The organism is Sphingomonas sp. GW821-FHT10C01, assembly GCF_059415525.1.
Genome location: NZ_JBWKNK010000001.1, coordinates 2,050,555 through 2,062,469, shown reverse-complemented (window position 1 = coordinate 2,062,469; position 11,915 = coordinate 2,050,555). Strand labels below are relative to the sequence as shown.

Sequence of the window (11,915 nt, the reverse complement as noted above, 5' to 3'; positions counted from 1 at the left end):
AAATGGTCGGGGAGACAGGATTCGAACCTGCGACATCCTGCTCCCAAAGCAGGCGCGCTACCAGACTGCGCCACTCCCCGACGCTGGGCGCGGTTAGGCGCTAATGCGCCGCCGCACAAGGCCCGCCACGGCAAAAATTGCCTCATCAACCCAAGGTGACGGGGCTGCTGGTGGGCCCGGCAGGACTTGAACCCGCAACCTAGCCGTTATGAGCGGCCAGCTCTAACCAATTGAGCTACAGGCCCCCAGCGCCACCGCGCTTACGGGCGAACGCCGCGCCCGGCAAGCGTCGCTCGATCCAGAGCGGCAAGGATTTCGTCGTGAGAGGCCGGGGCGATGCCAAGCTTCGCGAGCAGACCGAACGCTGCTTCCCACCATGCATGGAATGCGCGGAGATCGGCAACGTCGCGAACATAAGGGGTGTAACCAGGCGCAGCCGAGGGAGAATGGTAGGAGAAGAGCAATGTCCGCACGCCCTCCCCCGCAGCGATGCGGATCGCCTCCAGCGCAAGTTCGATCGGCATTTCCTCAGGCGTCAGCGCCACGCGCGTGAGCAGGCGCAGCCGCGCGGCGAGGCCACGTCCACGCGGCACATGGCCCAACGCGCCATAGAGGCCTGCGCCGCCTGATCGCGCGGCACCGGTGTAGATCGTCGTGAGCGGAAGCTCAGCGAGGCCCTGCTCGCCAGCCCAGAAGGCGTGATTGCCGATTCCCGTGAAATCCGGACCGCCTTCTGCCGAATAATTGTAGCCCGATCGCATCGAGGTATCGACGCGATACCCCTCGGCGGCCAGTAGCGACAGCGAGTTGGGGCCGATCCCGTAGCGACCGGCACGGAACATCACCGGCCGCCGCCCGAAGGCCGAAGCGATCTCGCCGGTCAGCACGGCCAACTTCGCCGCCTCCAGCTCGCGCGGCAAATTACCGACGAAGCTGTTGCGCGGCACCACCAACTCGTCGAACGGCGGATTGACCCAGGGATGAAGCTGCGTGCCGATCGCCGACCGTCCGTCGGCGATTATCGCACGCAAGATATCGACCGACATCGGACAGGTGACGATCGGGTGATCGACCATATAGGTCGCCGGGACGCCGTGCGCCGCAAACAGCGCATGCATCTCCGGCAAGGCGCGCATCGCCTCCGTCGCGCGATTCTCGCGGCGCAATGGCTGCGACCAGTCGAACTCTTCCTCGGTATCGACGAATACGGTGAAACGCGTGCCGAAATCGTCCGGCCACACCACTGCGGCTTCCCGCACCGGCGCAGGCACCAGGTAATTCTTCGGCGGCATAAGCTGTTGTTCCATCCCCATGCGGACGGGTTTAGCGCACCTGCTCCAAAGACTTGGTTACCGCCGCAGGCAAGCGGATCGTCAACGTTTCGGCTTCGATCACCAGCGATCCCGACAATTCGTGCGCAAGGTTGCGAATGAGCCGCAACGCGAAGCCGGTGCCAAGCAGCGCGGCCTCCTCGCGCTCATCGTCGATCGCGAAAATCGCGTCGCCCGGATAAGCCGCCAATGCGCGCGGCCGATCGAAGCCGATAGCAACAGCCTCGTTTTCCGCGGTCAGATGTACCGAGATCCGTTCGCCCTCGCCCGCTGCCGACAGCAACGTCGCCAGTGTTCGCGACAGCAACCGTTCGATCGCACGCGCATCACCGACCACGGCCAGATCATCCGAGGGCAACGAGACATCCGCCTCACGCATCACGGCGAGCGGCGCCAGTTCATCCGAAACCCGATCGAACAGCGGCTGCAACGCCACCTCGCCGGGATACAGGCGCAGTGCCGAGGCGTCGATCCGTGCTGCTATGTCGAGATCGTCGATCGCCGCCAGCAGCGCACGGGCACGATCACGGATCAGCGCTGCTCGCTCACGATACACCGCGGCCGCTTCGCCCAGGATTTCGCGCTCGATCAGCTCTGAAAAACCCGCGATCGCGTTCGTCGGGGTGCGCAGTTCGTGCATCAGCTGGCGCAGCGAATCAGCGCCGCGAGTCCCGCCGGTGGGGGCCGCGATCTCATCCACGCGCGGACGGCGAGCCGTCCCCCGATAGCCGATGAACCGGCCGCTCGCTGAGTCGAACGCCGCGTTGGCAGAAATGCGCCAGTCACCACCGGCATCGCTGTCCCCAGCAACGAACAAGCGGGCGCCTGCAAAGCGCGCGCGCTGGCGCAGCGCTCCTGCCGCCACACCATCGACGCGGGACCCATCGGGCATCGCGGTCATGTCCAACGAGAGGCCGATCAGCGGCGCACGCGATACGCCATCGACCCAGCGGATCACGCCCTGTGCATCGGTCTCGAACCGGAAACCGTCAGTGCGGGCACGCGCGCGCGGTGTGGCCGGCAGCCCCTGCTGACGGGTGTAAAAGGCGTCGATGCGGGCAACCACGTCGGCGATTTCGAATGGCTCACTCGATGGATCCGTAGCGGGTTCCGACGGCGCGTCCGTCCGTTTGACTAGACCCCCGCTTAGCGCCGCAGGCTTGGACCCGGCACCGTTCTCCTCGGCCTGCTGGAGCGCGGCGGCGACCACGGGAATTCCGAGTGCCGCGATTCCGACCGGAATGAAAGGCGATGCGGCCGGCATCATCGGCGCCACCACGGGAGCGTCCTCAACCGATTCGGTCTGAGTGGAGAGGCCCGCAGGAAGCTCCGCCGCCACGACTGCGTCGGTACCCAGCACGAAGTCCGCGGCACGAAACCCTTCCAGCGCGCCGTCCACGCCGACAGGCAGATCGCGCCGACCGCGCAGCACGCCGCGCGCGGGCGAAGAGAGCCGCGGCAACAACTCAATCCATTCGCCGGCGCTCAACCGTGCGGTCCGAAGAATCGGCGCGGCGACCGCGATCTCATCGACCACGCATAGCTTCACCAACGCTGCGGGTGGTTCAGCCATTTCGAGTGATCGCGCGCTGGTAATCCGCACCGCAACGGGTACGTCGTCTCGAATCGATTCGAGCAGCAATAGCGCGCGCGAATCGTCGGGGATTCGACGGCGGCCGATCAGGTCGACGAGCTGGCGCCACGCCGAGGCCTTGCCGAACGCCGTCGAGACGTCCGCCGCCAACACCGTTTCAAGAGTATCGTCGAACCGCACCGAATCTATCGTTCCCAGCCGCCGAAAAGCCCGCGGTAATCAAACCTTAACGCGGCAAATCGCCGCCGGGAACCGCAGATTTCAGGACGTCGCATAGTGGGACAATTGCGCTTGCGCGTAATTATCTTATGTGTACGGGACATATGGCGACTGTTGCTGTCGCGCCTAAGGGGAGTTTTCATGGCTTTTGACGAGATCGACCGGCAGATTATGGCACATCTGCAGGCCGACGGCAGGATGACCAACGTCGACCTGGCCGATCGTGTCGGCCTCACCGCGCCACCATGTCTGCGCCGCGTCCGCACGCTGGAGGAAAAGGGTGCGATTCGCGGCTACCACGCCGATCTGGATCCGGTGTGGCTGGGCTATACGATCACCGTCTTTGCGATGGTGAGCCTGAAGAGTCAGGCCGAAACCGATCTGGAAGCATTCGAGGCGCATGTCGCGGACATTCCCGAGATTCGCGAATGCTACATGCTCAACGGCGACATCGACTTCATCCTGAAGATCGTCGCCAAGGACCTGAGCAGCTTCCAGCAATTCCTGACCACCAAGCTCACGACCGCGCCAAACGTCGCGCACGTTCGCACCTCGCTCACCATCCGCTCGTCGAAATCGCTTCCCGGCGTTCCAGTCGAACCCTGATCGGCAAGGACAGCAGCAACAAAAAGGGGCGGCGATGGCCGCCCCTTTTCGTTCGTGAAGCGCAGTGTCAAGCCAGCGGCAGATCCAGCCAGGTCGTCCAGAACTTCGCAATGTCGCCACGCGGCGATCCGGTGACGGCGCCAAATGCCGCCTTCGCCTCCGCCTTCTGACCCGACAGAGCCAGCGCGATACCCAGGCGGGTATTCACGACGTTTGTGTCGACGCTGCCCTTCTGGAGCGCAAGCCGGTACAGTTCGACCGCCTTGGCGTAGTTGCGGGTGCCCAGATAGGCGTCGCCGGTCTGCATCGCGACATCGCCCTTGGCCGCACCGGCCGCCCGCTTCTCTTCGTTGGCGAGCGGGACTTCCGCCTTCTCCTGCGCGGACGCGGTGGTGTAGAGCTGGTTGATCGAGACGTTGGTCTTGGTCACCTTGCCGTTCGCGCGGCCTTCGTCGATCACCGCCTTGACCTCGCCCGGCAGGCCGCGGCGCTGCGCGACATCGGCGTACTGGAAGTAATCGCTCTCGCCGCCCATCGCCTTGGATGCGCGCATCAGGCGGAGCACGTCGAGCCGCTGATCCGGGTCGAGCGTGACATTCTTGTCCTGCAGCTGCTCAAGATAGATCAGCAACGACGAACGCCAGGCGTCAGGGGTCGGATAGGCGGCAAGCTGACGGTTCAGCCAGGTCGTCGCTCCGGGCTTGTCACCCGAGGTGTAGAGCTTCGACACGACAACCTTGTACCAGGATTCGGGCGCCTTGCGGCCGGCAGCCTCTTCGGCCTTGATCGCGGCGTCGATCGAAACGACGCCCGCCGGAATCTGGCCGCCGTCGAGCTGAACCTGGGCGATCCGCAGGTCCAGATTGGTGTCGGTGGGCGCATAGCCGAGCTGACGCGCCTTGGTCAGGTGGGTGAGCGCTTCGGCATATTTCTTCTGCTGATAGGCATAGTTGCCGCGGAAGAAGCTGTAGCGGGCGATATCCGTGGGCGGCGTGTTGGGGTTCGCCAGCAACGCGTCGATCGCGGTCATCGATCCGGGGATGTCGTTCAGGCCCGAAGCGACCTGCAGCCGGAACACTGCCGCATAATATTTTTCGCCATCATTCTGCGCGGCCGCATCGAGAGCGGCGAGCTTGGGCTGGGCACCCGCCCAATCCTTGGCCTTGAGCAGCGGCTCGACCTCGCCGGCCGCCTTGCGGAAGGCTTCACCGACCTTGATCTGGGGACCGGCTGCCTCTTCCTTCTTTTTCTTCTGTGCCAGTGCGGGCGATGCGGTGAACAGCGCGGGGGCGCTCATCACGAACGCCGCGGCGAGTACCGCCTTGGAAACAGACTTCATCCAGGACTCTCCTTACGCGGTTCGCGTAACAATAATGGGGCAGATTCGCTCTAGTCTCCCCTTGGCGGGGGTCAAGGCGAACCGATGCATTCCAGCCCTCGCATCGGCACGCTGAACGCATTTTGAACGATTCGGCTCCCCGCCTCCTCCTCCCGGCTCCTACGCGCGCGTGTACGCGGGCGCGCGGGCTTGGCAGGTGGTCGCTGCCCCGCTAGAGCGGTCACAACACTGAAACAACCCTTCGAAAGCGCGAAACTTTGACCGACGAGACCGTCCTCGCGGACCCTTCCGATATCACGCCCATCTCGATCGTCGACGAGATGAAGACGAGCTACCTCGATTACGCGATGAGCGTGATCGTGGCGCGCGCGCTCCCTGACGTCCGCGACGGGTTGAAACCGGTTCACCGCCGCATCCTCCACGCCGCGCAAGAGGGCGGCTATCTCGCCAACCGACCCTATCGCAAATCGGCGCGCCTCGTCGGTGACGTGATGGGTAAATACCATCCGCACGGCGACAGCTCGATCTACATGGCGATGGCGCGCATGGCGCAGGACTGGTCGATGCGCGTGCCGCTGATCGACGGTCAGGGCAATTTCGGATCGATGGATCCCGATATGCCCGCCGCGATGCGCTATACCGAGGCACGGCTCGCCAAGGTCGCGACCTCGCTGATCGAGGACATCGACAAGGACACGGTCGACTTCCAGGACAATTACGACGGTTCCGAAAGCGAGCCGACCGTCCTCCCGGCTCGCTTCCCCAACCTGCTCGTCAACGGCGCTGGCGGCATCGCGGTCGGCATGGCCACCAACATCCCGCCGCACAACCTTGGCGAAGTGATCGACGCGTGCCTCGCCTACATGGACAATGGCGCGATCACCATCGACGAGCTGATGGAGATCGTTCCAGGCCCCGATTTCCCGACCGGCGCCATGATCCTCGGGCGTTCGGGCTGCCGCAACACCTATCAGACGGGCCGCGGCTCGATCCTGGTGCGCTGCCGCCACGGCTTCGAACAGCGCGGTGAGCGCCGCTCGATCGTGCTGACCGAGATTCCCTTCCAGCAAGGCAAGAACGCGCTGGTCGAGAAGATCGCCGAAGCCGCGAAGGAAAAGCGAGTCGAGGGCGTCAGCGACATTCGCGACGAATCGAGCCGCGAGGGCGTCCGCATCGTCATCGACCTCAAGCGCGACGCCACCCCGGAAGTCGTGCTCAATCAGATCTGGCGCAATACGCCGGCGCAGCAGAGTTTCCCGGCCAACATGCTCGCGATCCGCGGCGGCCGTCCGGAACTGCTCAATCTGCGCGATATCGTCGAGGCATTCGTCAAATTCCGCGAGCAGGTCATCACCCGCCGCTCGAAGTTCGAGCTCGCCAAGGCGCGCGACCGCGCGCACATCTTGCTCGGCCTGGTTATCGCGGTCACCAATCTCGATGAGGTCGTCCGCATCATTCGCGGATCGTCCAGTCCGGTCGCGGCGCGCGAAGCGCTGCTGGTGCGCGAATGGCCGATCGCCGAGATCGCGCCCTATATCCGCCTCGTCGAAGCGGTCGAAACCGAAGTCACGGGCGACGTCTATCGCCTGTCGGACATTCAGGTCCGCGCGATCCTCGACCTGCGCCTGCACCGCCTTACCGCGCTCGGCCGCGACGAGATCGGCGACGAGCTCAAGGGCCTCGCCGATTCGATCGCCGAGCTGCTCGAAATCCTGGCCAACCGCGTCAAGCTTTACGAAGTGCTGCGCGGGGAGCTGATTGCGGTCCGCGATCAGTACGCCACCCCGCGCCGCACCGAGATCGCTCCCGCCGCCGACGGCATCGACGACGAGGACCTGATCGAGCGCGAGGACATGGTCGTGACCGTGACCATGCAGGGCTATATCAAGCGCACCACGCTCGACACCTTCCGCGCCCAGGCGCGCGGCGGCAAGGGCCGCGCCGGCATGGCGACCAAGGACGAAGACGTCGTCACCGAACTGTTCGTGACCTCCACGCACACGCCGGTCTTGTTCTTCTCGACGCTGGGCAAGGTCTACCGGATGAAGGTGTGGAAGCTGCCCGAGGGTGGCCCCGCAACCCGCGGCCGGCCGATGATCAACCTGCTCCCGCTGGCGGCGGGTGAGACGATCTCGACCGTACTCCCGCTGCCTGAGGACGAGAGCGAGTGGGGTAAGCTCCACGTCATGTTCGCGACCGCCAAGGGTTCTGTCCGCCGTAACAGCATGGACGCGTTCACCAACGTGCCCAGCAACGGCAAGATCGCAATGAAGTTCGAGGGCGAGGACGAGGACGATCGCCTGATCGGCGTCGCCCTGCTCGACGAGGCCGACGACGTCCTTCTCGCCACGCGCCAGGGCAAGGCGATCCGCTTCCCCGGCGACGATGTCCGCGAATTCCAGAGCCGCAACTCCACCGGCGTGCGCGGCATGCGGCTGGGTGCGGGCGACGAGGTCATCTCGCTCTCGATCCTGCACAAGGCCGGGATCAAGGACCAGGACGAGCGCGACGACTATCTGCGTCACGCCCCCTGGAAGGCCGACAAGGACAGCGAGCCGCAGATGACGCCCGAGCGCTTCGAGGAGCTCAAGGATCGTGAGCAGTTCATTCTCACCGTCTGCGCCAACGGCTATGGCAAGCTTTCGTCAGCCTATGAGTATCGCCGCACCGGCCGTGGCGGTCAGGGGATCACCAATATCGACAACATCGCCCGCAACGGCCTTGTCGTCGCCAGCTTCCCCGCGACCCAGGCACACCAGCTGATGCTCGTCACCGATCAGGCGAAGATGATCCGCCTGCCGCTGACCAGCCTGCGCGTCATCGGTCGCGGATCGGCGGGCGTGCGCCTGTTCAACGTCGCCGACAACGAGCATGTCGTCTCCGCCGCCCGCATCGAGGAAACCGAGGACGAGGAAACGGCGGTCGCCGAGGGCGAAGTCGAGACCATGGAAACCCCCGATGCGGCCCCCGGCAATGAGGACGCGGCCAGCTCGGACGAGACCGAGTAACCCCGATCCGTCACCCCGGCCTTGCGCCGGGGTCCACCGGGCGGCAAGCATCGGGACCGAACTTCCTGTTCACCGCTTGCGTCACGGTGGATCCCGGCACGGTGGCAGGGATGACGAATGGAGAGACCATGCACCCCACCACCGCCTACAAGGTGCTGACCGCCGATCAGATGACCGCGCTCGAAGCCGGTACCTTTGCCGGCGCGCCGATCGATCTGGTCGATGGGTACATCCACATGTCGACGCGCGACCAGCTCACCGAGACGGTCAACAAGCATTTCGCCGGACAAAGCGACCTGTGGGTCGCCGCGGTCGATCTCGACGCGCTGGGCGATGCGGTGAAGTGGGAAGTTTCGCGCGGCGGCGCGGAATTCCCGCACCTCTATGGCCGCCTGACGCTCGAAACGGTGATCGCCTACTCCCCGCTTGAACGTGCGGACGACGGCACGGTCAGCTTGCCCGTCGCGGGCTGATCTATCCCGTCACGGTCGGGTAGAGCGACCCCACCAGCAACAGCGCCGCCGCGACGTTGAACTGACGCAGCCGGCGCGCATCGCCCAGCCAGCGGCGCAGCTTCACGCCCATTGCCGCCCACAACCCGACACAAGGCAGGTTGATGGCGCCGAACAATGCCGCCACCAGCAACAACCCGATCCACGGATCGACCGGGGGCATGTAGACCGTCACCCCGGTCAGCGCCATCGTCCACGCCTTGGGATTGACCCACTGGAACAGCGCGGCTTGCACGAACGTCATCGGCGTTCCCTTTGCCGCCGCCCCTTCACTCGGCGGGCGGGCGGTCGCGATCTTCCAGGCAAGGTAGAGCAGATAGGCGACGCTGACCCATTTCAGCACCTCATGCGCCAAGGGATAGCGCGCAAACAGCTGGGCCAGCCCGAGTCCGACCAGCACGATCATCAAGGCGAAGCCCAGCGACACGCCCAACATATGCGGGACCGTCCGCCGGAAACCGAAATTGGTGCCGGAGGTCATGAGCATGATGTTATTCGGCCCCGGCGTGATCGACGAGGCGACGGCGAACGCGGCAAGCGCGGGCAAGGTCTGCATCCAAAGCATGGCGCAAGAATATGCGATTCCGCGCCGAATGTGCTTGCAAACACGAGTCCGAATTGCCCAATAATTGCAATCCATGAGCAACTTTGATGCAATTGACCGCAATATATTGCGCGAACTGACCGCAAATGCGCGAATCACCAATCTCGCGTTGGCCGAACGCGTGGGCCTGTCCCCTTCAGCCTGTCTGCGCCGCGTGCAGGATCTCGAGCGGATCGGAGTCATCAAGGGGTATCGCGCCGTCCTTGACCCCGCCGCGCTGGGCGTCACGTTCACCGCCTATGTCGCGGTCGGCCTGTCACGCCACACCAAGTCCGAGCAGGAGGATTTCGAGCGGGCGATCGAAACGGCGCCCGAGGTGCGCGAGTGCCACAACGTCACCGGATCGGTCGAATATCTGCTGAGGGTCGAGGCCAAGGACCTCGAATCCTACAAGCGCTTCCACACCGACGTGCTCGGCGCCCTGCCCCAGGTTTCGACGCTGACCTCCTACATCGTGATGGGATCGCCCAAGGACGAGCGCGCCTAGGGGATCAGGTCGACCACCTCCGCGCCCTCGCCCTCCGCCGCGATCAGCAGGGTCCGGTGGCACAGTCCGGGATCGCGCTCGAAACAAAGCAGCGCGCTCGGCATCTCCGCGATGAGCGCGCGCATCTGCGCGGTCTGAGCCTGAGCCTCGGGCAATTCAAGCTGGCCAGCATAGACCGTCTCCAGCGTCGCCCGATCCCCCTTCTTCGCCGCGTCGCGTCCCGGCTTGGGCGTACCCAGCGCCTTGAGGTGAACATAGCCGATGCCATGTTCCTCGAGCGCGGCGGCGAGCGGCGCCTTGGAGAAGCCCGGCCGGCGCGACAGCGGGAGCTGGCGTACGTCGATCACCCGCCGCACGCCCGCGCTCGTCAGTGCAGCGAGGAAGGTCTCCATGGTCGCGCCCTCATACCCGATCGTGAAGACCTTCATCCCGTTCACTCCGGCTTGTGGCACACCGCCTCGACGTTGATCCCGTCGGGATCGTAGACGAACGCGCCATAATAGCCCGGATGATAGTGCGCGCGAATGCCCGGCGCGCCATTGTCCCGTCCTCCCGCCGTCATCGCCGCGGCGTAGAAGGCATCCACCTCCGCCCGGTTCTCCGCGACGAACGCGATATGGATGCCGGCGCCCTTCGGCCCGCCATTGCTCAACCAGAAGTCGGGCTTGCCGTGCTTCCCATAGCCGATGCCGTGATACGCGCCGCCGGTCATCGCGGGGGTGACTTCCATCACCACGCTCGCGCCGATTGCGCCGAGCGCCGCATCATAGAAACGGCGCGAGGTTTCGAAATCGCTCGCCGAGACACCCATATGGTCGATCATCACATCCTCCCGAAAATGAATAGCCAGACTAACCCAGCACCATCCCTCTGCTGTCAGCAATGTGCGGTGTTCAACAATTATGCCCTGCAATCCGTGACATAGCTGTAGAAATTTCCAAGGCTGCGGATACAGACCCCAGCATGATCCAGATGCTTGCGCCCGAACACTATCATCGTGTCCTGCCATTGCTCGGCCCGGACGACGCGATCAACGCGCTCAGCCTCAATTCAATCATCACCGGCACGAACCGCGGCGCGGTGTATGTCGATGATCCCGAACAGCTACGGTCGGCGCTGGTCGATCAGACGGGAATCATCAGCTTCTTCATCGGCGAGCCCGACAACCCGGCTTTCCTTGGCGATCTCGATCGCTTCCTCGATCACCAACTCGCACCCGACACATTGGCCGCCTGCGGTGGCGACACCTTCATCGCGGTGTTGCACAGCGCCGCGTGGCAACGCGCCCTCGCGCCGTTTCTCGCCGAGCGCGAGGTGGAGGTCGACGAGGAATGCCATTTCGCCTGGCCCCGGGATGCGCCCCAGCCGACACCGCCCACCTTGCCCGCAGGGTTCAGAATCGCGCCTGTCGATGCAGTGCTCGCCCAGCACCCGGATATCGCCGAGCTCCTCCTCGATAGCTGGTCCGATACCGAAAGCTTTCTTCGCGGCGGAATCGGTCATGTCGTGCTGGAGGGCGACCGCCCAGCCAGCCTCGCATTCTCTTGCGCGCTCTGGGACACGCATCACGAAATCAACCTCCTGACCTTCGAGGAAGGCGATCAGGGTCGCGGATTCGCCACGCACGCGTGCGCCGCATGGCTCGATGACACACGCCGCCTGGGCTTCACCCCGCACTGGACCGCCATGGCCAGCAACGCCCCCTCGCTTCATCTCGCGCGGAAGCTCGGATTCGTCGAAACGACACGGCGCCCGACGATCGAGTTCCTGTTCTAGTCCGGTGTGAAGGCTGCCCCCTCACTCGGGCTTGTGGCACACCGCTTCGACGTTCATCCCGTCCGGGTCGATCACGAAGGCGGCATAGTAATCCGGATGATAGCGCGCGCGGATCCCCGGCACGCCATTGTCCCTGCCGCCTGCCGCCAGCGCCGCGGCATGGAAACCATCCACCGCCGCCCGGCTTTCCGCGCGAAAGGCGTGGTGCACGCCGGCACTCACCGGCTCGCCATCGGCGATGACGAAATCCACCTCGTCGACCCCGAACAGCACGATGGCGTTACCCAACCCATTGGTCTCCTCACCCATCACCCGGTAGCCAAGCGGCGCCAGCGCTGCCTCATAGAAACGCCGCGACGCCACGATATCGCCGACCGGAATGCCGAGATGGTCGATCATCGTTGACTCCTTCAATTTCTGAAATTACAGAAATAACCAA

General features: G+C 64.6%; 12 protein-coding genes and 2 tRNA genes. 5 read left to right on the top strand and 9 right to left on the bottom strand.

The genetic code is table 11. From position 1 onward, the window contains the following. Positions 1 to 3 precede the first annotated feature (3 nt). From AC07M1_RS10010 to AC07M1_RS09995, 4 genes are all read right to left on the bottom strand, one after another. A tRNA-Pro gene (locus AC07M1_RS10010) sits at positions 4 to 80 on the bottom strand. Between the two features lie 88 nt (positions 81 to 168). Beyond that, positions 169 to 245, bottom strand: a tRNA-Ile gene (locus tag AC07M1_RS10005). 15 nt (positions 246 to 260) lie between these two features. Continuing rightward, positions 261 to 1,307, bottom strand: a complete 1,047-nt coding sequence (locus tag AC07M1_RS10000) for a polysaccharide deacetylase family protein (RefSeq protein ID WP_495162394.1) — start codon at positions 1,305 to 1,307, stop codon at positions 261 to 263. Positions 1,308 to 1,323: 16 nt separating this feature from the next. Beyond that, entirely contained in the window at positions 1,324 to 3,105 is a 1,782-nt protein-coding gene (locus AC07M1_RS09995) for a sensor histidine kinase (protein ID WP_495162393.1), read from the bottom strand. Between the two features lie 180 nt (positions 3,106 to 3,285). On the opposite strand from AC07M1_RS09995, the gene AC07M1_RS09990 reads away from it, so the two are divergent. Beyond that, complete coding sequence (locus tag AC07M1_RS09990) at positions 3,286 to 3,750, top strand: Lrp/AsnC family transcriptional regulator (protein ID WP_495162392.1); 465 nt, start codon at positions 3,286 to 3,288, stop codon at positions 3,748 to 3,750. Positions 3,751 to 3,817: 67 nt separating this feature from the next. Here AC07M1_RS09990 and AC07M1_RS09985 read toward each other — a convergent pair whose 3' ends face one another. After that, positions 3,818 to 5,089 carry a tetratricopeptide repeat protein gene (locus AC07M1_RS09985; protein WP_495162391.1) on the bottom strand — a complete coding sequence of 424 codons (1,272 nt, stop codon included), beginning with the start codon at positions 5,087 to 5,089 and terminating at the stop codon, positions 3,818 to 3,820. A gap of 257 nt (positions 5,090 to 5,346) precedes the next feature. Here AC07M1_RS09985 and gyrA point away from each other — a divergent pair, with 257 nt between their 5' ends. After that, positions 5,347 to 8,097 carry a DNA gyrase subunit A gene (gene gyrA / locus AC07M1_RS09980; RefSeq protein ID WP_495162390.1) on the top strand — a complete coding sequence of 917 codons (2,751 nt, stop codon included), beginning with the start codon at positions 5,347 to 5,349 and terminating at the stop codon, positions 8,095 to 8,097. A gap of 128 nt (positions 8,098 to 8,225) precedes the next feature. Next, the gene (locus tag AC07M1_RS09975) at positions 8,226 to 8,570 is read left to right on the top strand and encodes a DUF952 domain-containing protein (protein ID WP_495162389.1); all 345 of its coding nucleotides are present in this window, start codon (positions 8,226 to 8,228) and stop codon (positions 8,568 to 8,570) included. Position 8,571: 1 nt separating this feature from the next. Here AC07M1_RS09975 and AC07M1_RS09970 read toward each other — a convergent pair whose 3' ends face one another. Next, on the bottom strand, positions 8,572 to 9,174 hold the full coding sequence (locus AC07M1_RS09970) for a LysE family translocator (protein ID WP_495162388.1): 603 nt from the start codon (positions 9,172 to 9,174) through the stop codon (positions 8,572 to 8,574). A gap of 73 nt (positions 9,175 to 9,247) precedes the next feature. On the opposite strand from AC07M1_RS09970, the gene AC07M1_RS09965 reads away from it, so the two are divergent. Next, positions 9,248 to 9,700: an Lrp/AsnC family transcriptional regulator gene (locus tag AC07M1_RS09965; protein WP_495162387.1), complete on the top strand. Its 453-nt coding sequence runs from the start codon at positions 9,248 to 9,250 to the stop codon at positions 9,698 to 9,700. Here the strand turns inward: AC07M1_RS09965 and AC07M1_RS09960 are convergent. Beyond that, positions 9,697 to 10,128, bottom strand: a complete 432-nt coding sequence (locus tag AC07M1_RS09960) for a DUF488 domain-containing protein (protein ID WP_495162386.1) — start codon at positions 10,126 to 10,128, stop codon at positions 9,697 to 9,699. The genes AC07M1_RS09965 and AC07M1_RS09960 overlap by 4 nt on opposite strands. Before the next feature lie 5 nt (positions 10,129 to 10,133). Further along, positions 10,134 to 10,523, bottom strand: a complete 390-nt coding sequence (locus AC07M1_RS09955; protein ID WP_495162385.1) for a VOC family protein — start codon at positions 10,521 to 10,523, stop codon at positions 10,134 to 10,136. Positions 10,524 to 10,663: 140 nt separating this feature from the next. Between AC07M1_RS09955 and AC07M1_RS09950 the strand changes: the two genes are divergently transcribed. Then, positions 10,664 to 11,476: a GNAT family N-acetyltransferase gene (locus tag AC07M1_RS09950; protein WP_495162384.1), complete on the top strand. Its 813-nt coding sequence runs from the start codon at positions 10,664 to 10,666 to the stop codon at positions 11,474 to 11,476. 21 nt (positions 11,477 to 11,497) lie between these two features. Here the strand turns inward: AC07M1_RS09950 and AC07M1_RS09945 are convergent, their stop codons facing one another. Continuing rightward, positions 11,498 to 11,875, bottom strand: a complete 378-nt coding sequence (locus AC07M1_RS09945) for a VOC family protein (RefSeq protein ID WP_495162383.1) — start codon at positions 11,873 to 11,875, stop codon at positions 11,498 to 11,500. Positions 11,876 to 11,915: the final 40 nt, after the last annotated feature.

Coding starts and splice junctions, on each gene's coding strand:
- AC07M1_RS09990 (WP_495162392.1), top strand. CDS start 3,286: ATGGCTTTTGACGAGATCGACCGGCAGATTATGGCACATCTGCAGGCC.
- AC07M1_RS09955 (WP_495162385.1), bottom strand. CDS start 10,523: ATGATCGACCATATGGGTGTCTCGGCGAGCGATTTCGAAACCTCGCGC.
- AC07M1_RS09965 (WP_495162387.1), top strand. CDS start 9,248: ATGAGCAACTTTGATGCAATTGACCGCAATATATTGCGCGAACTGACC.
- AC07M1_RS09950 (WP_495162384.1), top strand. CDS start 10,664: ATGATCCAGATGCTTGCGCCCGAACACTATCATCGTGTCCTGCCATTG.
- AC07M1_RS09970 (WP_495162388.1), bottom strand. CDS start 9,174: ATGCTTTGGATGCAGACCTTGCCCGCGCTTGCCGCGTTCGCCGTCGCC.
- AC07M1_RS09975 (WP_495162389.1), top strand. CDS start 8,226: ATGCACCCCACCACCGCCTACAAGGTGCTGACCGCCGATCAGATGACC.
- AC07M1_RS09945 (WP_495162383.1), bottom strand. CDS start 11,875: ATGATCGACCATCTCGGCATTCCGGTCGGCGATATCGTGGCGTCGCGG.
- AC07M1_RS10000 (WP_495162394.1), bottom strand. CDS start 1,307: ATGGAACAACAGCTTATGCCGCCGAAGAATTACCTGGTGCCTGCGCCG.
- AC07M1_RS09985 (WP_495162391.1), bottom strand. CDS start 5,089: ATGAAGTCTGTTTCCAAGGCGGTACTCGCCGCGGCGTTCGTGATGAGC.
- AC07M1_RS09960 (WP_495162386.1), bottom strand. CDS start 10,128: ATGAAGGTCTTCACGATCGGGTATGAGGGCGCGACCATGGAGACCTTC.